Genomic DNA, 21,286 nt, shown 5'->3' on the forward strand with positions numbered 1-21,286 from the left:
AAGTTCTCTTCAAGATACGGAATATAAGACCCAATCTCTATTAAAGCCATGTTAACAAGAGCGTTAATTATCGGATGTTCTTTAAGAATTGCGGAATTTTACCCGTTCCGTTTTCGGTGAGGTGTTTAATGAATGCGCTACCGATTATCGCGCCTTTTGTCTGTGCTGTAGCCTGTTCAAAGGTTTTGTTGTCCTTGATCCCGAAGCCGACAATAAGAGGGCTCTTTAGTCCCATTTTTGACACCCGAGTAAAATAATCCTTTTGTTCATCTCCAAAGCCACCTGTACCGCCTGTCACACTCGCACTGCTCACCATATAAATAAAGCCTTCGGAAGCGCTGTCGATCTCTTTTATCCTTTCTTCTGAAGTTTGTGGAGTAATAAGAAATATCATCAGCAGATCATACTTCTGAAAGATCTCTTTATACTGAAGCTCGTATTCCTCCAGCGGAAGATCCGGAATTATGAGTCCGTCAATCCCACTTTCTCTGCATTGACGGCAAAATCGCTCTACTCCGAACTGAAGGATGGGATTAAAATAACCCATGATCAATAACGGAATATCAACAGATTTGCGAATTCCCTCCAGTTGCTGAAAAAGCTTTTTGGTGGTCATTCCGCTTTTTAAAGCAGCTTCTGAACTCCGCTGGATCACCGGTCCGTCGGCTAAAGGATCACTGAAAGGCAATCCAATTTCAACCATATCCACACCGCTTTCCTGAAGCTCCTGAAGTATGGTGACGGTATCTTCAGGTTCAGGATATCCTGCGGTAAAGTAAATGGAAAGCAGCTTTTTGGAAGGATCTTCCTGAAGTTTTTGTTTTATTCTGTTCATGTTTTTATTAAATGTCGTCAAGCTGAACTTGTTTCAGCTTCTTTTGAGATCCTGAAATAAATTCAGGATGACGGTATATTACAAATTAAAATGCTCTATATAAGTATTAAGGTCCTTATCTCCACGACCGGAGAGATTCACCACTACCACATCATCTTTTTCGAATTTCCGGGTCTCAAAAATGGCAAGAGCGTGGGCGGTTTCTATTGCCGGAATGATCCCTTCCAGCTTACACAGCTGCAATCCTGCGGCCATGGCGTCTTCATCTGTTACCGAAATAAATTCCCCACGCCCGGTCCTGAATAGATTGGCATGCATAGGTCCAACTCCGGGATAGTCTAGCCCGGCGGAAATGGAATAAGGCTCAGTGATCTGTCCGTCTTCTGTTTGCATCAACAGGGTTTTACTGCCGTGGATGATTCCCTCGCGACCAAGGGCTGAGGTTGCTGCACTTTTACCTGTGAGCACACCTTCCCCGGCGGCTTCTACGGCAATGATACCTACCTCTTCTTTATCCAGGTAGTGGTAATACAATCCGGCGGCGTTACTTCCACCGCCGACACATGCCACCACGTAATCGGGATTTTCACGGCCTTCCTTTTCCTGCAGTTGCTTTTGCACTTCTTCAGAAACTACGCTTTGAAATCTTGCAACCATGTCCGGATAGGGATGTGGTCCTACCACAGATCCGATGATATAATGCGTGTTCATCGGATTGTTGATCCAGTCACGAATGGCCTCGTTTGTGGCATCTTTCAGAGTACGGCTGCCTGAGGTCGCGGGAACCACAGTGGCACCGAGCATTTTCATCCGGGCCACGTTTGGCGCCTGTCTTTTAATGTCGATCTCGCCCATATACACCACGCATTCAATTCCCATGAGCGCGCAAACAGTAGCAGTCGCCACTCCGTGCTGTCCTGCACCGGTTTCGGCTATAATTCGGCTTTTACCCAGGCGCTTTGCCATTAGGATCTGGCCAATGGTATTGTTTACTTTGTGAGCCCCTGTATGGCAGAGATCTTCACGTTTTAAATAGACTTTTGTACCGTATTTTTTGCTGAACCTTTCAGCATAGTAAAGTGGCGTGGGCCTGCCCACATAATCCTTTAGCAGCTGACGGAATTCCTTCTGAAAATCCTCTTCCTGCATGATCTGCAGATAGCGGGAGCGAAGCTCCTCTACATTGGGGTATAGCATTTCCGGAATAAAGGCGCCGCCAAAATCCCCGTAATATCCTTTTTCGTTTACCTGATAAATCATATTTCTTATTTATTAAACAGCCCTTCCCTAAATTTCTCCAGAGCTGCGGGATCTTTCATTCCCGGTGCCGTTTCAAATTTGCTGTTTACATCGATGCCGTAAAACAGCTCCTCATTGTTATTTCTTTTAAAATAGCTGTAGAATGATCTTATAGCAGCAACTTCGTCAACTCCTATTCCGCCACTCAGGAAAAATGGAGTGTTGGAGGGGTATTCCTTTAAAAGATCCCAATCGAAAGTAATCCCATTTCCACCCTTATTTTTTCCAATGGTGTCAAAAAGGAAAAAATCCACTAATTCTTCATACGGTCTTAGGCGGTCGAAGTTAAAGACTTCTCTGATGCCGAAGACTTTGATGATCTCTACGGGTTTCCCTGCTTCGGAAAAATGATCTTTTAAGTTCTTGCATAATTCCGCCGATTCCTCCCCGTGAAGCTGAACAGCTTCAAGCTCATAGTCCTCAACTTTCTGAATGATCTCTTCTTCTGAAGCGTTTACAAATACCCCAGTTCTTTTGATCTGCGGAGTAAGTGCTTCAATTTTTTCCGAGACATTTCGTGGAGAACCTTCATAAAAAATCAGGCCCAGATAATCGGGTTTCAAAGCCGCTATAGCCCCGATGTTTTCGGCTTCTCTCATGCCGCAGATCTTCAGTTTCAGGTCCATAAGGCTTTGGATTTTAGTTCCTGAATGAATTCCGCAGCACTCTTGCCGGGATCTTCTGTCTTCATAAAATTGCCACCGATAAGAAAGCCCTGAAATCCGCATTTTTGGAGCTCCAGGATTGCGGCTGTATCACTAATTCCGCTTTCGGAGATCTTGATATAATTGTCAGGAATCTTTTCTGCCAGATCCTTGCTGAATTTTAAGTCAACTTCGAAGTTCTTTAGATTTCGGTTATTGACACCGATAATATCTACGGTGTCAAAAATGTTATTTTTGAGCTCCTCTTCATTGTGTACTTCCAGCAAAACTTCTAATCCCAGTTTTTTAGCCAGCGCTGAAAATTTCTTGATTTCTGAAGGTTTCAGCATAGCGGCGATCAAAAGGATAACGTCTGCACCCATTGCTTTTGCCTCAATGATCTGGTATTCATCTACAATAAAATCTTTCCGCAGCAATGGTAACTTCACAGTTTCCCTGGCAAGGGCGAGGTCGTCTAAAGAGCCTCCAAAGAACTCCTCATCTGTAAGTACAGAAATTCCTGACGCGCCTGCCTTTTCATAGCCGGCGGTTATTTCGGCTACTTCGGCATCCAGGTTAATTTCGGGATGGGAGGGGGAGCGTCTTTTGAATTCGGCAATAATTCCTGTATCAGATTTCTGAAGATTTTCCTTTAAGGAGATGCATTTCCTCTTGAAGTGAGGCAGAAGCTCCAGGGATTCTGCCGGAATTTCTTCTTTAGAAATTGCCAGTTCCTGTTTTTTATGGGCGGCTATTTTTTCGAGTATGTTCATTCTTTTTAATTTAACTGCTGAAGTTTCTGCAATGCCTTTAATGCATTACCGGACTTCAGACTTTCTTTGGCTTCAAAAAAGGCATTTTCAAGCCCTGTTTTTTTCACTGTGCTTATAGCAACGGCGGCATTGGCACAGACTACATTGACCTGGGACTCTGTTCCTTTGTTGTTAAGCACATCCATAAAGATCTTCGCCGCCGATTCCACTGTATTTCCTCCTGAAATATCTGCGGCATTGATCTCAGGGACATCAAGATCCTGAGGTCGCAGCATGGTTTCAGCCCGGTTGGTGATCATTTTCGTGTTTCCGGTAAGGGAGATCTCGTCGTAACCGTCCAATGCATGTAAAATGGTGAAATTCTTATCTGTCTTCTGGTAAAGATAAGCATACATCCTGGCGAGTTCAAGGCTGTAAACTCCCACCACCTGATTCTTTGGAAACGCCGGATTTACCATGGGACCCAACATGTTGAAAAAGGTCTTTACTCCAAGATTCTTTCTTATTGGCGCTACATTTTTCATGGCGGGATGGAAAAGTGCAGCGTGTAAAAAGCAAATTCCGGCTTCGTCTATGCTGCGCTCAATGAAATCCTGCTCATTGCTGAATTTAATTCCCAGGTGCTCCATGACGTTGGAACTCCCGCAACCGGATGAGACTCCGTAGTTCCCATGTTTTGCGACTTTTACTCCGGCGCCGGCAGTAACAAATGAGGCCAAAGTCGAAATATTGAAAGTGTCCTTGCCGTCACCTCCGGTCCCACAGAGGTCTACAGGATCATACTGACTCAGCTCTACCGGAAGGCACATTTCCAGCAGCGCATCACGGAAGCCTTCCAGCTCGTCCAGAGTAATGCTTCGCATCATGTACACCGTTAGAAAAGCTGCGATTTGGCTGTCGTTATAGCTACCCGTGGAAATATTTACCAGCACAGATCTGGCTTCTTCCCGGCTGATGGTCTCGTGGTTGATTAACCTGTTTAAAATTTGTTTCATGCCTTAAGCTATATCGGATTCTTTAGTTTCTTGTTTTTCTTTGGGAGATCTTGCCGGGCTGTTGATCCAGTTGGCGATGATCTTTTTTCCCTGCGGCGTCAAAACAGACTCCGGGTGAAATTGTACTCCGCGAACATCATAATCTCTGTGACGAAGGGACATGATCTGTCCGTTTTCATCAAAAGAGGTTGCTTCAAGACAATCGGGAAGTGCAGTATCCACAACCCAGGAGTGGTAGCGACCGACTTCAATTTCATTGTCCATAGTATCAAACAGCATTTCATCTGTTACACATAATTTCACTTTTGAAGCTACACCGTGATAAACCTCCTTAAGGTTGATCAACTTTCCGCCGAAGACTTCGCCAATGGCCTGCTGCCCGAGACAGACACCTAAAATGCTCTTTTTGGAGGCGTAGCTGGAAATGACCTGTTTAAGTAGTCCGGCTTCATCGGGAATTCCGGGGCCGGGGGAAAGCAGGATCTTATCGTACTTCTCTATTTCTTCCAGGTCCAGCTCATCGTTGCGTCGCACAGTTACTTTGCAATCCAGCTCTTCAAGGTAATGCACCAGGTTATATACAAATGAGTCGTAATTGTCAATTACTAAGACCCTTGGTCTCTCCCCTCCGGGAAGAGCATTGTTTTTATTATTTAAGTCTTTTTCCATCAATATTCTTTTAATTCCCTCCTTTTTAAAGAGGGTGTCCGCCTCGGCGGACGGGGTGGTTAAACTCCCCTCCTATGGAGGGGCCGGGGGAGGCTCTATATTCCTTCAGCCAGTTCCAGTGCTTTTTTCAAGGCTCCCAGTTTGTTGTACACTTCCTGTAATTCACTTTCTTCAGACGATCCTGAAACTATTCCTGCCCCGGCCTGGAAGTGAAGCCGGTGATTTTTGCTCAAAAATGATCTGATGATTATTGCATGGTTGAAATTTCCGTTGAAATCCATAAATCCAATTGCGCCTCCGTAGAAATCCCTGTTTACATTCTCATACTTCTCTATAAGCTGCATCGCCTTATGTTTTGGCGCACCACTTAAGGTGCCTGCAGGAAAGGTGTCGGCCACCATCTGCATGGTGCTAATGTCTTCATTTTTATTTCCGGTTACCTTGCTTACGAGGTGGATCACGTGAGAGAAGAATTGTATCTCTTTATAAGTTTCCACTTTTACTCCGCTGCCGTTGCGGCTAAGGTCATTTCGGGCAAGATCTACCAACATCACGTGTTCAGAATTTTCCTTTTCATCGGCTGCGAGGGCTTTGGCGCTTTCGGCATCCTGTTCATCATTTCCGGTTCTTTTAAAGGTTCCGGCGATGGGGTGGATTTCGGCTTTGCCGTCTTTTACAACAAGCTGGGCTTCCGGCGAACTTCCGAAGATCTTGAAATTTCCGTAGTCAAAATAGAAGAGGTAAGGCGAGGGGTTGACGTTCCGCAGGGCACGATATACATTGAATTCATCTCCTTTGAAGCCCTGGGAAAATCTTCTTGAAAGCACCAGTTGGAAAACATCACCACGCTGACAGTGCTCCTTTGCTTTTTGAACCATCTTACGGTAACCTTCATCGGTCTCGTTTGAAGCAGGTTCTCCTTCGGCAGTAAAAGAGTAGGAGGCGAAATTCTTCACTTTCAGCAGCTGTTCGATCTGTTCCAGATTACTGGCAGAATTGTAGCTGTGATCAAAAATGAAAGCCTCATTATTGAAATGGTTAATGGCAATGATATTCTGATACACCGCATAATATATTTCGGGAATTTCGAGATCTCCCTTTTTTTTGTTCAGCTTTAAGTTTTCAAAGTACTGCACACCGTCATAAGCAATGTATCCAAAAAGACCTTCATTGATAAAATTAAAATCGGGTGCGGTGGTGCTGAATTTTTTGGCGAACTCGTGGATCTTTTCAGGAACATTTATTTCGGAGGAAATTTCAGTTTCTTCAACAGAGCCGTCGGAAAAATTTTGAATAAGCCTGTTTTTCTCCACTTTGACAGAAGCTATAGGATTGCAGCAGATGTAGGAGAAACTGTTTTCATTCCCATGGTAATCACTACTCTCGAGCAGGAGGCTGTTGGGAAAAATATCCCTGAGCCTTAGATAAACACTCACCGGAGTAAAGGTATCTGCCAGTAGTTTCTTGTACGTAGTTTTGAGTTGGTACATATTTAAATTCTGCTTTTCTGAATTATTGAACATAAAAAAAGGCTTGTCGTGATTGACAAGCCTTTGTATATGATACAGGAGGTTTTGCTCACGACGTTTGACGTAAGTACTTCCACCACCAGTTTTTGTTATTGATCGGGTTCATTTGAAAAGCAAATATAAACGGGAATTATTTCTAAAAAAATAAATTCCAATAAAAGTTTTAGATGAAGGCATCTTTAGGCTTAAAAAAGAACCCGATTCTTATCTTTGTGCAGATCAACCTAAAACTAAATAGCATGAAAGAAATAACACAGGAAGAGTGGAGAGAAAAAATAGCTGAAGATGACAATGCCGTGATCCTTGACGTACGTACAGAGGCAGAGGTAGAAGAAGGACATCTTCCCGGGGCAAAAAACATTGATATCTACAAAGGGCAGGAGTTCATCGATGAAATCGATCAATTGGACCGGGATAAAAATTACTATGTCTATTGCCGATCGGGTGCCAGAAGTGCGCAGGCCTGCACTCTCATGGATCAGAAAGGATTTAAGACAACATACAATCTTCTGGGAGGGTTTTCCCAGTGGAAGGGAGAAAAGTCGGAATAATCCTCATAAAATTTTTAACAAATAGAAAGGCAGATTTCTCTGGGAATCTGCCTTTTTCATTTTATGCTCAGAGTAGTAGCAGCAAAGGATATCTTAATTTTTTTAACAAATTTAGCACTTAAATTTTATTGTTCTCCTGCTGTTAAATAAGTTAAAAACCTGAGAGAGATGTTGTTAAAAAATTTGGTTATATAAATAATTAGTATAGTTTCGGAATATCTTTTAACAATAACCTAAAACATTTTTTATGAAGTCTAAGAAAACTTATTCAAGTTGGGCGGCAGCTTTTGCCCTTGCCGCAATGGTATCGTGCTCGAAAGACGAGGCACCAAACGTTCAAACTCAGGAGGAGCCACAGGCATCTCAAAACTACTCTGAGATTATCCCGGGTCAGTTTATTGTAGTTTTTAAAGAGCCCGGAAAAATGTCGGGAGATCACATGTTGAACAAATTGCAGGTTCAGGAAAAATCTGAGAATGTTTTTAAATCAAAAGGTGTATCCGGAGTTGAAATTATTTCGGTATACAGCGCCGCTTTATCTGGTGTTGCCGTAAAAATGTCCAAGGCAGATGCCCTTAAGCTTAGTGAGAGTAAAGATGTGGCCTATGTGGAGCAGGACCGTATCGTTGCACTTGCCCCTCCATGTGGTACTCCAAACGGAGGTCCATGTGAAGATCCCGGAGACGGTGATGGTGGTGGTGACGGAGGAACCTCTAGTCAGGAAACTCCTTACGGAATTACCCGTGTAAATGGGGGAGTAACTTATACTGGTAGTGGAGTTGCATGGATCCTTGACACAGGTGTGGACCTGGATCATGAAGACTTGAAAGTTGATGCATCCAGAGGTTTTAACGCCTTTACTTCGGGAAGAGATGGCGGTTCTCTTGATGACGGAAACGGACATGGAACACATGTAGCAGGGACTATTGCTGCTCTTGATAATAGTGTAGGAGTTATAGGAGTTGCTGCCGGTGCAACAGTTGTTCCGGTGAAAGTTCTTGACAGCCGTGGAAGTGGATCCTATTCCGGAGTTGTAGCCGGTGTTGATCACGTAGCTGCTAACGGAAAATCCGGAGATGTTGCTAACATGAGTCTTGGTGGACCTGTTTCCCAGGCTTTAGATGATGCAGTTCTTAGAGCTGCCCAAGCGGGAATTAAATTTGCCCTTGCAGCAGGTAATGATGGTGCAGATGCTAATAATTCTTCACCTGCCAGAGTTAACCATGCTAATGTGGTAACTATTTCGGCCATTAATTCAAGCGATACATTTGCCTCCTTCTCAAACTGGGGTAACCCTCCTGTAGATTACGCAGCACCCGGTGTGAGCATTAAATCTACCTGGAAAGGTGGTGGTTATAATACTATTAGCGGAACTTCTATGGCGGCGCCTCATGCTGCCGGAATCTGGCTTTTAGGAAATATTTCTACAAGTGGATATGCTTCAGGTGATCCTGATGGGAATCCAGACCCTATTGCTGTTCACTAAGAGTTGATGAATTATCTTTAAAAAGCACCCTTTGGGGTGCTTTTTTCGTTTTTGCTGATATTAGTCACAATTGTTACCCTGGGTATTTTTTATCTTTATGCGAAACATACCAACCCATGCGCACCCTCGGTTTAATAGGTGGAACCTCCTGGCATTCTACCATAGTATATTACCGGCTCATCAATGAGATGGCCGGAAAAAGAACAGGCACTCATTCAAATCCTCCCCTTATAATTTATAGCCTCAATATTGAACTAATGAGGGAGTTTAATGTAGAGAAGATCAAAACAAAATATTTACATATTGCCCGAAAATTAGAGATAGCCGGGGCAAATGCTATTGTTATTTGTGCCAATACTCCTCACCTGGTATATGATCATGTAAAAGACAAAATTTCTATTCCTATTCTGCATATAGCAGATGCTATTGGAGTAGAAGCTTCCGGGAAAGGTTTTAAAAAACTTGGACTTCTGGGAACAAAACCTACCATGGAGGGCGATTTTCTGCATAAAAGGTTAAAACAAGAGTATGGAATTGAGACCATTGTACCTGAGCAGGATTTTATGGATGAGATCCATCAATTTATTTCACAGGAACTTACCAAAGGAAAATTTACCGAATCGGCAAAGTCATTTTTTCTCGACCACATTCAGCTTTTGAAGGAAAAGGGAGCACAGGCAATCATTATGGGATGTACAGAATTACCTCTTCTAATTTCTTCTGATGACACAGATCTTCCTCTTTTACAAAGCACAAACCTGCATGCCCAGATGGCCGTGGATTATATTTTTAATTAATTTCCTGATTGGTACCAAAATAAAGAAGAGAGATCCCCCAATCTCTCTTCCTTTTTTTAAACAAAAATTTACAAATTACCTTTTACTGATGCACGTGATCATTAATTGGTATTGTAAATATAGAAGGGATCCAAACCTTTGACAATAGGTAAAAACCCTCCTTTTTTAACCATTGAACCTTCTGTATTTTGCCATTAAGAACATGTAAATGGCATACGCCACAAGACCTGCAGCTACCAGTCCCATTAACCATGGGCCATAGGCCGACTCCTGTATAAAAGAAAATGCTTCCCGTGTGCTCTTTATCTCTGAAGGATTTGAATCTATGGCTGCCTGGATAGCAAAGTATCCAATTATAAGAAGGATCACTCCCCGTGCACTAAGTCCAAATTTTGCGGTCTTTTCAATACTTTCCCGTTTTTTCTGATCGTCAAGAGAACTCAGATTGAATTTTTTCTGGTAATCATTTTTATATGCTTTCACAAACTGAAAGATTCCCGCTATTATAATACCTGCACCAACGATCCCAATGATCCACAGCCCGGTTTCACTGGCCAGGAAAGAAGAATTCTGTGCAGACCCTGAAGAACCAGAACTGCCACCACCGGAACCAAAGGCTTTTAACGCAGCAAGTACTCCAAATCCAAGGTATAAGAGTCCGCTAAAAAAGAAGGCTACTCTTTTAGCCTTTCCTTTGGAATCATCTCCTATATTCTCGGGGTCTTTAACAGATTGGACAAACCTCCAGGCTGCATAGCAGGCAAGACCAATAGCTATTAATATTAAAAGAATATTGCCAAAAGTCTGTTTTTCCAGAAACTCCAGGACCTGCATTTGTCCTGCCTTTTGTCCGCCCATGTCAAATGCAGCCTTAAAAGTGAGCACGCCGATTATACCGTAGACTACTCCCTTGGCCACAAAGCCTGTACGGGCCATTTTTTTGATGTTGTTATTCATAATTTTGGTGTTGGTTTGCCTCTAAATTAAAAGAAAGGCATGTGAATACCAATGAATTATAAATACTTTAAGGGAATAGCAGCAGGATATTTTAAAACATAGTTAAAACTTACCATGTGAAAGGAGGCGGAATAGATACCTTGTTTTTCTTCCGTTAGAAGTGTGTCTGGAAACCGGCCGCCGGGAATTATTCTTTATTTCTGAAAAGGTTTAATTAAGAAATACGGCCTGGAAGAGGATATAAACCTCTTTTTAATTAACATCTTTTTATAGCAAGCGGGATTTGAACCATCACCTGCCAGGCCATGTTAGATATCTCTATGGGTAACAGAAATTAAAATTTAAAATTTCAGCAATTTTTCAATTGTTGAAAATCCTTTAATACGGGCATGATCGTATGCAGTTTGTCCGTTATTGTCTTTAAGAGATTTATCTGCATCATGTTCCAAAAGTAGCTCTGCCATTTCTTCCTGCCCAAAAGTGGCTGCAAAAATGAGTGCAGTTGATCCATCGAAATTCTGTGCATTGACATCCGCCCCATGGTCAAGAAGAATTTGGGCTAATTCCCGGGAGCCTTTAAAACTAACACCCATTAATGGAGTATTACCTGCAGCGTCCCGGGCATTGACATCTGCACCTTCCTGCAGCAGGACTTTAGTAACTGTAGATTGGCCAAAATAAGTAGCAAGTATTAATGGAGGAAAACCTCTGTCATCTGTTTTATTCAGCAACAGAGGATCGGCCTGTATCTGTTTTCTGAGTTCTCCGGCCTTTCCTAAACGAATGTTTTCATGAATATCCATAATCATCTAAATATTACTCTCCAAAAATGGGATTTTAGAGGAGTGTTGAAGCAATTTAAGAAAAACAGCTCAGCTAGTAAAGCCTTTGGACATTGCCTTCTAATGATAAATCGATTTTTTCCCCTGATTTGAAGAACCACCGAATCCTTAATTGGTTACATCCTGAGGAACATCTGCTGTTTTTACCAGTCTTATGAATTCTGCACGATAGCCATCGCGATCCTCGCCTCTTCCTGCTTCAGCCAGGGAGATCACAAGATCTTTGTTAGCATTATTTGTAAACTCCGACTCCCGCAACTGCATACCAAATAAAGCTACTGCCGAAGCAAATTCGAAATCTGCACTCATAGTTTGTGCGGCGTCTTTTACTGTTTCTGTAATTAGAATGCTTTTGGATCCTTCGGGTTTTTGATATCTGAACTTTACCGTTAGCAGTTCATCAGAATTGGATTTATTACTCTTTTTGGTGTACTTAAGATCATCTATATCTTTCAGATACCTGCTTTTTACCCCCACAGGAATAATTTCATAAAGAGCTGTCACCGTATGTCCACTGCCCAGTTCTCCCGCATCTTTTTTGTCATCATTGAAATCTTCATCGTTAAGCAGCCTGTTTTCATATCCAATGAGGCGGTAAGCCTGCACACGTGAGGGATTGAATTCCACCTGGATCTTTACATCTTTTGCTATTGTATAAATAGTGCCACCGAATTCTGTTCCCAATACTCTTTTTGCCTCCTGCATAGTATCTATATATGCATGGTTTCCGTTGCCTTTTTGCGCAAAGGTCTCCAGTTTTGAATCCTGGTAATTGCCCATGCCGAAGCCAAGAGCGGTCAGGAAAATCCCGGTTTCCCTTTTTTCTTCTATCAGATCTCCCATTGCCCTGTCACTACTTGCTCCCACGTTAAAATCTCCATCTGTTGCAAGGATCACCCTGTTGTTTCCCCCTTTGATAAAGTTTTCCTCTGCTATTTCGTATGCAAGTTCAATACCCTCTCCACCTGCTGTTGAACCTCCTGCCGACAGATTGTCAAGGGCTTCAAAAATGGTTTTTTTGTCACTTCCTTTTGTAGAGGGAAGTACAAGCCCGGCTGCTCCCGCATACACCACAATGGCAACTCTATCCTGTTCCCGTAATTGACCGGTCAATAGTTTAAAAGCCGATTTTAGAAGAGGCAGTTTGTTGGGAGAATTCATAGAACCTGATACGTCCAGAAGGAATACAAGGTTAGAAGGGGGAACATCATCAAGGGGAATGGTTCTTCCCTGTAAAGCTATTTTTACGAGTCTTGAATCTTTATTCCAGGGAGTGGTGGCCACATCGGTGTGTATAGCGAATGGATGTTCTCCCGTTGGTTGTGCATAATTATAACTGAAATAATTCACCAATTCTTCAATTTTCACAGCATCTTTCTGCACTTTTTGCCCATTATTGATCATTCGGCGTACATTGCTATAGGAGGCTTTATCGACATCGATGGAAAAGGTAGAAAGGGGAGCGGCGTTTACACTTTTAAAGATATTTTCTTCAATCTCCTTATATGATTCCCTCTGTGGGGGAGGAGCAGAGGCAAAACCTCTTATTCGTTGCCGGGAATTATTCAAATTTCCATAACTAACGATTACCATTTCTTCCAGTGAAGCCTTATCGGGTTCGAGGGAAACATCAAGAATTTTCTTATCTCCCACTTTAATTCTGGCGGTCTTATAACCGAGATAACCAAACAGCAGTTGGTCCCCTTTTTTTGCCTTTATTGTATAAGTCCCGTCAAAATCTGTTTGGGTTCCTTTTTGCGTGCCCTCCACAAGCACATTAACTCCCGGCAGGGGGCGTTGATTTTCATCTGTAACCGTACCGGTAACTGTTTCAGAATTTGTTGAAATATTCAATAATGTGGAGACAAGTAGTAGTAGAATTACATTCATTTGGTTAAAATTTAGTTGAAACTGGAGGTTCTTTTAAATTTTAACAAATATCCTGCCACTGCTGTGCAACCGGGAATATATTATGAAGTCGATCTTACTTGTTAGAGGTTAACTTATTAAAGACCAGGGATCTTACCGGTGCCTTTTATTTTTTGTTCAGCAGATCCATCAGGAGGATAATGAATTTTGTCTTCGATCTCCTTGATCTTTTCCGGGTCAAACTTTGGGAGTTGCAGTTCTCCTTTTTCTTTCCATTGCCTTACTTTTTCTTCGGCAGATTGGGATTTTTCTTTTGAGAGACCTGTGTCTTTTCCGAAGTAAATTGTTTGAGATGGGAAGGCAAAACCGGTTCCGCTTTCTCCTACTGTATCCATGATGCGCAGGAGCAGATCTTCTTTTACTTCAAGGAAATCGTCAAATGTTGCAACTTTGACATAGGTGAACACCTCCAGATTAAGTGAATCTGAGCCTAATTCTATAAACCTCACTCTGGCAGTGTCTGATGTTACCATGGGGTGAGCATATAGAATAGCTCTTAATTCCACCAGGAGATACCTTATTTGATCTGGAGTGGTTTCATATCGGAGACCTATTACCGGATTAAACCAGAATTTATCCCGGTGGGCATAATTTTCAATTTTACTCGAAGAAAATTCCCCGTTTGGAATAGTGACCACTGTACGGGCCAGAGTCCTTATTCTTGTAGAGCGCATTCCAACTTTTTCTACTGTTCCAATGGTATCACCTACTTTACAAAAATCTCCAACCCTAATGGGCTGGTCTGTAATCAGGGTTACACTGCCCACAAAATTTTCAATGGTTTTTTGGGCTCCCAGGGCAAGAGCTAAACCACCAATTCCCAGAGCGGCAAGACCTGTAGTAACGTCTACACCAAAAGCTCCCAGAATGGCAATAATTCCGAAGATCACTATTGCGATCTTAGCCGCTCTTTTCAAGAAAAGAACTACTGAAACTCCCGATACATTGCCCCTTGAGCTCATGCGTCGCTGACTAAAGACGCCAAGGAATTCTGAAAGTCTCCACAATAAAATCAACAGGGCTACTAAACCTACAACAACCGTAATTCCACTTATACGTTGCCTTAGAATTATAGAAAGACCGAGTTCCCGGGTGCCAGCAACAAAGAGCCAGACTGCCAGATAGAGCTTAAGAGGAAGTGCAAAAGCTTCTAAAACCCCCGATTCAGGTTCGGTGCGGGCTTTTCGCCATACCAGAGGAATGAGGTATAGAAGAAGCGTAATGGTAAACCAGGCAAGGGTATAGGCAAGTAACGCCAGAACAATCATTACCAGCCATTGACCCACAGGGACACCACCCCATTCTGTAGTTTCCAGATATTCCGGAAGGAGGCGGTCAATAATCAAAGCTTCTTCGTCCACGTCTGAGAATTCCCGTACATATTCTGTAGTTTGATCAGAAATTAGCCAGAGTGGGCCTCCATCGGGTCCTTCCACCTTTTCAAGCAGGACATCAAAAGATTTTCCCGAAACTGTAATAGTCCCCACTCTGTCCAGGTGATTGGGGAGGTCATCATCTGTTCTCCCTTGAGGATCACTGCTCAGCCATGAGTAAGGCATGATCTGTCCCCGCTGGTTGAGCATGATCTCCAGCCTTTGCGCAAGTTCTGCATGTTCTTCGGAAGAAGTGGCCGGGTCGCCGTCAATAAAATAGGCTCCCGCCAGATTATAATTTTTTTCTGCAACGGCCGAAATGAATCCGGCTAAACTGGAGCGGGGATTACGTCGGCCTAAATCGTCATCGGGATATTGCGGTTCCTCGGGAGTCTCGGCTTCAGTCTCCAACTGCGGGATCTGCGCCTGTAACCCAGGTATCGTAAGGAAGGTAAAAAATATAAAAAGACTTAAAAGGAATTGACTACTCTTATTAATTCTCATGCTCTTCAGGAAACTTCTGGTCATAAGGGTTAGAATTTCAACGGAAAACCGACAATAGAATAAGTCTTTAAAATGACATTTTTAAGACTCTTTTCTTCTGAAAATTCCGCAGTCCTAAAGATAAGAAATTTTGCAGAAGCCTTTAATGACCTTAAGGAGGCTTTTCGTTTAAAAGCTTTTTATAACCAGATTATGAAGATTTTGCACTCAATTTTCGGGGTGTGGTTTTTCCATGATTTACATAAAGGATCGCGTCTTCAAGGATTAAATAAAGACAGGGTACAATCACCAGGATAATAGAGGTTGCAAATACAATCCCAAAGCCAAGAGAAATAGCCATGGGGATTAGATAGTAGGCCTGGCTGGAGGTTTCGAGAATAATTGGTGTTAAGCCTCCAAAAGTGGTAAGCGTAGTAAGCATTATTGGCCGAAAACGCCTTATCCCTGCTTCATGTATAGCCTGGTAGACCGATACATGCTTCCGCTTTTTATTGGCGTAATCGATCATGATGAGACTATCATTAACCACTACCCCCGTGAGAGCGATTACCCCCATTAGACTTACCAGGGATAGATCGTATCCCAGCAGAATATGACCAATTACGGCTCCTACGATACCAAAAGGGATTGCAGCCATGATAATAAGAGGTTGAAAATAACTTCCAAATGCAATGGCAAGCAGAACATAAATTATCAACATTGCCATAGAAAAACTACTCCATAAAGAAGCTGTCGATTCTCTCATATCGGCCTGGCTGCCTTCAAAGCTCCATGTAAGTCCCGGGAAGTCTGCACGCAGCTGGGGGAGCACTTCCTTTTGAATTGAGGCAAGCACCTGTCCCACAGTATTAGCAGGCTCTACGTCCATACCCACACTTACTACCCTGCGGCCATCCCGACGGTTGATACTGGTAAAAGCCTCCTCCTGTCTTATTTCTACCACGTCAAGAAGAGGTACTTCGACCCCCCCGGGAGTTTGCACCAAAAAGTTTTCCAGGTTTTGAATATCCCTTCTTTCCTCTAGAGGAAGCTTTACTCTAACTTCGATCTCGTTAGTGGTTCTCATTTGTCGCATTGCCAGTGCGCCGTAAAATGCATCCCGTACCTGTCGTCCTACATCTGTCGAGGTAAGTCCCAGATTCCTGCCTTCAGGTAACAGCTTAAAATCGTATTGCTGCTTACCTCTGTTGTAGTTATCATTGACATCACGTGTATTCTTATAAGCTTTTACTCTTTCAGAAAAAGCAATACTGGCCTTTTCCAGTACATCGATGTCTGTATGGCTAAGATCCACACTTATCGCCTGTTGATAACCTCCGGGACCTCGCTCGGCTTCAAAGGTGATCTGGTCTACTCCTTCAATCTCTCCAATATTATCCCGCCATAGGGCGATAAGTTCCCTTGCAGTCATTTCCCGCTCATCTGGTGGACGCATAACGATCTCCACATCAATAAAATTCTGTCCCCTTACATTGGTTTTTACACCTTCGGCTACTTCATACAGATTGTATTCCTCAAACATTTCAAATGTGGAGCGGGTGATCTCTTCGGCTACCTTACCTGCCTGCAGGGTGGTGGTGCCTTCCGGTAATCTTACGCCTGCCTCTATCTCATCGGCCGCAACTTCAGGCATCATGATCATTCCCATATGATCACTGTAGCCGTATCCACCTACTATTATAAGAAGAGCTATGGCAGCACTCAGAGTGATATATCGAAATTCAAGACATTTATCCAGGACCGGCCGGTAATATCTGTGAACAAATTTATTGAATGCTTCCGCAAAAGATTGTTGCCAGTTTTCCAGTTTCTTTCTCCAGCCCCGGGACTTTTTTTCAGAAAGATGACCCAGGTGAGCCGGTAGAATAAATAAAGCTTCGAGTAGGGAAACAGCTAAAATTACGATCACAACTACCGGCAAAGGCCACCAGAATTTTCCTGTTTCTCCCGGCATGAGGAGTAGAGGAATGAAAGCTATAATTGTTGTGGTGATACTAAAAATAACAGGTTTGGAGACATCCCGGGTACCTGCAATAGCCGCGTCCATAAAACTCATTCCCTGCCTTCGGTATTCATACACATTTTCTCCCACTACAATGGCGTCATCAACTACGATTCCCAGTACTACAAGAAAGCCAAACATAGAGATCATGTTAAGGCTCACTCCAACCATGGGAAGAAAGATTATTCCCCCTACAAAAGAAATAGTCATACCCATCATCACCCAGAAAGCCAGCCTGTATTCCAGGAAAAGAGTGAGGATGATCAATACAATTCCTATAGCCATAAGTCCATTTTCTGTAAGCAGGGAAAGCCTTTCGCGGTAATCTTCAGCGGCATTGGAATCTATTCTGTAATTAACTCCGGGTGGCAGTTGAAAATCGGTCAGGATCTCGTCTACCACTTCTGCAATTTTCAGGGGGGATTGATCGCCCACCCGGTATATGTCGAGGCTCACGGCGGGAACCCCGTTGAATTGTCCGTGGAAGCCGGTCTCTTCAAATCCGTCTGTCACTGTAGCGATCTCCCCCAGGGTCACTTTTGCGCCCGAGGGAGAATTGAGAATTGCAATATCCCTAAAATCCTCTGCCCATTGTTTACGCTCCTGCATTCTCAGTAGAATTTCTCCGGCCGATGTTTCCACGGCACCAGCCGGCACATCTTCACTGGATTGTGCTACTATGCGAGCTACTTCGTCGAGGGTGAGATTGTATTTTCGAAGGTTGTTTCTCGGGATTTCAATATGTGTGAAGTAATCCGGAACATTTCCTAATTCTACCTGTGTGATCTCGGGATTACTCAAAAGGATATTTCTGAGCTGTTCGCCAAGCTGCCTTAAGGTCCAGATGTCTACCTGCCCGTATAGGCTTATTTCCATTACATCCCGTTGTTGCAGCTGCAGGCTTACCTGGGGTTGCTCGATATCATCGGGAAAGGTGCGTATCCTGCTAACCGCCTGATCGATATCCTGAAAGGCTTTCATGCGGTCTGTACCTGCTATGAGTTCTATTACCACCTGCCCTGAGCCCTCATAAGCAGTGGAGACAATTTCCTTAATTCCCTGTATGCCCCGTATGGATTCTTCGACAGGCAAAAGAATTCCCTGTTCTACTTCGGCAGGAGCGGCACCGGGATAATTCACCCGCACTTCCACGTAATCGAGCTGAAACTGCGGAAAAACCTCTTTCTGAATATTGAACATGGTCCAGATACCCCCTGCCAGTAACAGGATCATAAGGAGATTTGCGGCAATGGAGTTCTTTGCCATATAAGCTATGGCTCCGGTCTTCCTGATCTTCTTTTCCTTTTTCTCCATTTATTGATCTTCTGTTGCTTCGGAAGCTTCCTGCTCCACCGAATCTGTTTCAGTGCGTAATGCTATTCCTTCGGCTACAGTACTCAGATTTGTGGTAACTATACTTTCTCCTCCTGTTAAGCCTTTACTTATATAGGCGTACTGATGATCAGTTAAAAGTACTTCCACCTCCAGGATATTCAGCTTTCCGTCCTGCATCACCCAGACTGTATTGTTGTTTCGCAGGTGATCCCGGTTTAATCTCACCACATTCTCAATTTCATTTGCCTGTACCTGTGCCTCGACGAAAGTACCTATGATAAGTTCGGGACCGGAAGCAGTATCTTTTGCCAAAGGATCCGGAACTTCTACGAGGATCCTTGCCTGGCGGGTCTGATTGTCTAATGCTCCTACCTTGCTGTTGAGGTATCCTGTTCTGTACACTCCCTGAGGCCAGGCCGAAGAATTCCTTATTCTTACCGGGGATCCGGTGTCTTCTTCAGCATCAGGAAACCGAAGCCATTGCAACCTTGATACCGGCAAACTTAAAATTACCCGGTAGGTATGGGTGCCAACAAGCCTTCCAAGATCATCACCCACAGCCACCTGTGATCCTGTAGTGACGTTTTGGGTAATGATCTGCGCATCAAAAGGTGCTCGGATTGTGGTCCGGGAGAGGTCCAGTTGCGCCTGCGCAACTGATGCCTGCGCTGCCTTTATCCTGGCTTTTACTGCATTGAGTTGGGGTTGACGTAATACCAGTGACTTTTCTTCTTCGGTTAATGTTTGGCCTCCTACTAATTCAAGGTCTTGCTGCGCTACTTCCTGGCGGCCCATTTCCACGGCGAGTTCTGTTTGTGCCTGTAACAGTTCACTACGTCTTAGCTCCAGGTTATTGCGATAATCTGCAGGGTCTATTTGCAGGAGGATCTCTCCTTTTTTTACAGCTCCCCCGGGAACAAACCCCGTAGCTCTTCTTATTACCTCTCCACCCACCCGGGCACTTATAATAACATCATTTACGGGCTCTACAGTTCCTGTAGCCACAAGAGTGGGAGAAAAATTCCCGGCTTCTGCCCGGGTCACCTGTACAAGCATTGCCATCTCTTTGCTTGCGCCTTCACTCTGTGCTGTGGGCTCGGTGAGGAATATAAAAGAAGTGATCACCACTGCCAAAACGAGGATACCAACACTTATAAATATGATTTTTTTTGTACTCATTTCAGGTTTTTTAGAGGCTGTTGTTTTCCGGTAATTCAAATGCACCGGCAAGAGCACGGTACAAGCCGATGCGTATTTCCAACTGCTCTTGTTTTCTTTCCAGCAATTCCCTTTCCAGCTGTTGCTGCTGGTCAAGTGCAAGCAGTACATCAAGATAATTGCTCATTCCATTCAAAAAAGATATTCTTAATTGTCTGCTGGTTTTTTGAGCAAGATCCAGTTGTCTCTCCAGTACAACTAATCTTTCTGCCTGTTTTCTTTCCCGCAACAGGGAATTTTCCACCTCCTGGAAAGCCAGCAGTACGGTCTGGCCATATTCGTATAATCTCTGATTCTTCACTGCTCTTGCATGATCAACTTCTGCCGATAACCTGCCGCCGTAAAATAGGGGAGTAAAGAGATTTCCGGCAAGGGTGTACGCCCAGTTTTCGAATAGATTATCAAAATTACCGGCACGAAACTGGCCTGTGGCTTCAAGAGAGATCACAGGAAATTTGCTTCTCACAGCAAAGGCCATATCCCTGTCGGCTGCCAGGAGGAGGTTGTAATCGCGTTGTATATCGGGCCGGCGACGGACTAATTCCATGGGAAGACCTGTGGCAGGAGGGGATGGAAGAGGAGGAAGGATTCCCTGCTCAAAATTTTCAATATTCTGGGGTGGACGTCCTAACAGTATAGCCAATCGGTTTTCAAGAATTCCCAGATCGGTTTCATAAATGATCTTTTGATTGCGGGTACTTTCCAGAAGCTGTTCCTGTCTAAGAATATCCACGGCTCTTATTTGTCCGCCGGCGAAACGTGCTCTAATTAATTTTACAATGTCTTCATTAGTTTGAATTTGTTCATCAATGAGTTCGAGCTGCCGGCGGGCAGTGACCAGTTGATACCAGGTAGTGGCGATCTCGGCAGAGATGGTCATGGCAGCAGCCTGATAATCCCGAAAGATGGCATCGGCCGTATATTTTTCAGCCTGAATTCCGGCACGGATACGACCCCAAAGATCAATTTCATATGAAGCAGAAAATCCTGTCCTGTATTCGAAATCTTCAGAAAAATCTGTCTGCGCTTTTCGTGACGTTATTCCCGAGAAGACATCCACTTGTGGAAATAAAGAGGAATTTTCCCTTTGCACCCTGGCCAGGGCCGCATAATAAGCTTCCAGATTTCCGGCAAGAGAGAGATTTTCTTCGAGCCCTTTTTTTACCAGGGAATCCAATACCGGATCATTAAAAGAAGTCCACCACTTATCGGGCAGGAGATCTTCTCCCGAATTACTGAAATTTTGCGGTTCTTCTACCGGAATTTCGACGGGGGAAAGCTTTGGAGTACAAGACGGGAAAACGGTAAATAATAAGATCACTATGACCCCTGAAAAAAAATTGAACAGGTGGTGCCGGGAAGCCGGAAATAGAGCTATGACTGAAATTTTATTCAGGTGACTTGTTGTTTTAATTACACTTTTTCTTTTTAGATTTCTTTCCAGAGCCTTAAAAAAAGAGAGTTTTTTAAAGTTACTGTTTTTTTGGAATTAAGCAACGACCACACAGCAGGTCCAAAAACGTCATTTTTGAAGAGGATTATTTTTGC

17 protein-coding genes are annotated in these 21,286 nt (G+C 43.6%); 3 read left to right on the top strand and 14 right to left on the bottom strand.

The features are described 5' to 3' along the window. Window positions 1-67 precede the first annotated feature (67 nt). The 7 genes from trpA to G564_RS0115345 form a co-directional block, all read right to left on the bottom strand. Window positions 68-835: a tryptophan synthase subunit alpha gene (trpA, locus tag G564_RS0115315; RefSeq protein ID WP_029038432.1), complete on the bottom strand. Its 768-nt coding sequence runs from the start codon at window positions 833-835 to the stop codon at window positions 68-70. Window positions 836-913: 78 nt separating this feature from the next. Beyond that, window positions 914-2,095 (bottom strand): tryptophan synthase subunit beta, encoded by a 1,182-nt coding sequence (gene trpB / locus G564_RS0115320; protein WP_029038433.1) that lies wholly within the window; start codon window positions 2,093-2,095, stop codon window positions 914-916. Window positions 2,096-2,100: 5 nt separating this feature from the next. Continuing rightward, entirely contained in the window at window positions 2,101-2,760 is a 660-nt protein-coding gene (locus G564_RS0115325; protein WP_245583702.1) for a phosphoribosylanthranilate isomerase, read from the bottom strand. Next, window positions 2,751-3,551, bottom strand: a complete 801-nt coding sequence (trpC, locus tag G564_RS0115330; RefSeq protein WP_029038435.1) for an indole-3-glycerol phosphate synthase TrpC — start codon at window positions 3,549-3,551, stop codon at window positions 2,751-2,753. The genes G564_RS0115325 and trpC overlap by 10 nt, the downstream gene beginning before the upstream one ends. Before the next feature lie 5 nt (window positions 3,552-3,556). Then, window positions 3,557-4,546, bottom strand: coding sequence for an anthranilate phosphoribosyltransferase (gene trpD / locus G564_RS0115335; RefSeq protein ID WP_029038436.1), 990 nt, complete (start codon window positions 4,544-4,546; stop codon window positions 3,557-3,559). Window positions 4,547-4,549: 3 nt separating this feature from the next. Next, window positions 4,550-5,215 carry an anthranilate synthase component II gene (locus tag G564_RS0115340; RefSeq protein ID WP_029038437.1) on the bottom strand — a complete coding sequence of 222 codons (666 nt, stop codon included), beginning with the start codon at window positions 5,213-5,215 and terminating at the stop codon, window positions 4,550-4,552. 95 nt (window positions 5,216-5,310) lie between these two features. Beyond that, window positions 5,311-6,705 (bottom strand): anthranilate synthase component I family protein, encoded by a 1,395-nt coding sequence (locus G564_RS0115345; protein ID WP_029038438.1) that lies wholly within the window; start codon window positions 6,703-6,705, stop codon window positions 5,311-5,313. 278 nt (window positions 6,706-6,983) lie between these two features. On the opposite strand from G564_RS0115345, the gene G564_RS0115350 reads away from it, so the two are divergent. From G564_RS0115350 to G564_RS0115360, 3 genes are all read left to right on the top strand, one after another. Beyond that, window positions 6,984-7,295, top strand: a complete 312-nt coding sequence (locus G564_RS0115350) for a rhodanese-like domain-containing protein (RefSeq protein ID WP_029038439.1) — start codon at window positions 6,984-6,986, stop codon at window positions 7,293-7,295. A gap of 247 nt (window positions 7,296-7,542) precedes the next feature. Further along, complete coding sequence (locus G564_RS0115355; RefSeq protein WP_029038440.1) at window positions 7,543-8,781, top strand: S8 family peptidase; 1,239 nt, start codon at window positions 7,543-7,545, stop codon at window positions 8,779-8,781. A gap of 116 nt (window positions 8,782-8,897) precedes the next feature. Continuing rightward, window positions 8,898-9,578 carry an aspartate/glutamate racemase family protein gene (locus G564_RS0115360; RefSeq protein WP_029038441.1) on the top strand — a complete coding sequence of 227 codons (681 nt, stop codon included), beginning with the start codon at window positions 8,898-8,900 and terminating at the stop codon, window positions 9,576-9,578. Window positions 9,579-9,743: 165 nt separating this feature from the next. Here G564_RS0115360 and G564_RS0115365 read toward each other — a convergent pair whose 3' ends face one another. The 7 genes from G564_RS0115365 to G564_RS0115395 all read right to left on the bottom strand — a co-directional run bounded on the left by G564_RS0115365 (window position 9,744) and on the right by G564_RS0115395 (window position 21,059). Then, window positions 9,744-10,535 (bottom strand): DUF1206 domain-containing protein, encoded by a 792-nt coding sequence (locus G564_RS0115365; RefSeq protein WP_037374119.1) that lies wholly within the window; start codon window positions 10,533-10,535, stop codon window positions 9,744-9,746. Between the two features lie 341 nt (window positions 10,536-10,876). Next, complete coding sequence (locus G564_RS0115370) at window positions 10,877-11,338, bottom strand: ankyrin repeat domain-containing protein (protein ID WP_037374143.1); 462 nt, start codon at window positions 11,336-11,338, stop codon at window positions 10,877-10,879. A 147-nt stretch (window positions 11,339-11,485) separates the two neighbouring features. Next, window positions 11,486-13,267: a vWA domain-containing protein gene (locus tag G564_RS0115375; RefSeq protein WP_029038444.1), complete on the bottom strand. Its 1,782-nt coding sequence runs from the start codon at window positions 13,265-13,267 to the stop codon at window positions 11,486-11,488. 116 nt (window positions 13,268-13,383) lie between these two features. After that, a complete protein-coding gene (locus G564_RS19440; RefSeq protein ID WP_084625659.1) occupies window positions 13,384-15,207 on the bottom strand; it encodes a mechanosensitive ion channel family protein in 1,824 nt (607 codons plus the stop codon). 166 nt (window positions 15,208-15,373) lie between these two features. Then, complete coding sequence (locus tag G564_RS19445) at window positions 15,374-18,499, bottom strand: efflux RND transporter permease subunit (RefSeq protein ID WP_037374121.1); 3,126 nt, start codon at window positions 18,497-18,499, stop codon at window positions 15,374-15,376. Next, window positions 18,500-19,699: an efflux RND transporter periplasmic adaptor subunit gene (locus G564_RS19450; RefSeq protein ID WP_037374147.1), complete on the bottom strand. Its 1,200-nt coding sequence runs from the start codon at window positions 19,697-19,699 to the stop codon at window positions 18,500-18,502. Window positions 19,700-19,709: 10 nt separating this feature from the next. Continuing rightward, window positions 19,710-21,059 carry an efflux transporter outer membrane subunit gene (locus G564_RS0115395; RefSeq protein WP_245583703.1) on the bottom strand — a complete coding sequence of 450 codons (1,350 nt, stop codon included), beginning with the start codon at window positions 21,057-21,059 and terminating at the stop codon, window positions 19,710-19,712. Window positions 21,060-21,286: the final 227 nt, after the last annotated feature.

The organism is Salinimicrobium xinjiangense DSM 19287 (genome assembly GCF_000423585.1).
In the GTDB taxonomy this organism is placed as follows: Bacteria; Bacteroidota; Bacteroidia; order Flavobacteriales; family Flavobacteriaceae; genus Salinimicrobium; species Salinimicrobium xinjiangense.

Coding starts and splice junctions, on each gene's coding strand:
- trpA (WP_029038432.1), bottom strand. CDS start 835: ATGAACAGAATAAAACAAAAACTTCAGGAAGATCCTTCCAAAAAGCTG.
- G564_RS0115345 (WP_029038438.1), bottom strand. CDS start 6,705: ATGTACCAACTCAAAACTACGTACAAGAAACTACTGGCAGATACCTTT.
- G564_RS19440 (WP_084625659.1), bottom strand. CDS start 15,207: ATGACCAGAAGTTTCCTGAAGAGCATGAGAATTAATAAGAGTAGTCAA.
- G564_RS0115355 (WP_029038440.1), top strand. CDS start 7,543: ATGAAGTCTAAGAAAACTTATTCAAGTTGGGCGGCAGCTTTTGCCCTT.
- G564_RS0115375 (WP_029038444.1), bottom strand. CDS start 13,267: ATGAATGTAATTCTACTACTACTTGTCTCCACATTATTGAATATTTCA.
- G564_RS19445 (WP_037374121.1), bottom strand. CDS start 18,499: ATGGAGAAAAAGGAAAAGAAGATCAGGAAGACCGGAGCCATAGCTTAT.
- G564_RS0115340 (WP_029038437.1), bottom strand. CDS start 5,215: ATGGAAAAAGACTTAAATAATAAAAACAATGCTCTTCCCGGAGGGGAG.
- trpB (WP_029038433.1), bottom strand. CDS start 2,095: ATGATTTATCAGGTAAACGAAAAAGGATATTACGGGGATTTTGGCGGC.
- G564_RS0115325 (WP_245583702.1), bottom strand. CDS start 2,760: ATGGACCTGAAACTGAAGATCTGCGGCATGAGAGAAGCCGAAAACATC.
- trpC (WP_029038435.1), bottom strand. CDS start 3,551: ATGAACATACTCGAAAAAATAGCCGCCCATAAAAAACAGGAACTGGCA.
- G564_RS0115350 (WP_029038439.1), top strand. CDS start 6,984: ATGAAAGAAATAACACAGGAAGAGTGGAGAGAAAAAATAGCTGAAGAT.
- G564_RS19450 (WP_037374147.1), bottom strand. CDS start 19,699: ATGAGTACAAAAAAAATCATATTTATAAGTGTTGGTATCCTCGTTTTG.
- G564_RS0115365 (WP_037374119.1), bottom strand. CDS start 10,535: ATGAATAACAACATCAAAAAAATGGCCCGTACAGGCTTTGTGGCCAAG.
- trpD (WP_029038436.1), bottom strand. CDS start 4,546: ATGAAACAAATTTTAAACAGGTTAATCAACCACGAGACCATCAGCCGG.
- G564_RS0115360 (WP_029038441.1), top strand. CDS start 8,898: ATGCGCACCCTCGGTTTAATAGGTGGAACCTCCTGGCATTCTACCATA.
- G564_RS0115370 (WP_037374143.1), bottom strand. CDS start 11,338: ATGGATATTCATGAAAACATTCGTTTAGGAAAGGCCGGAGAACTCAGA.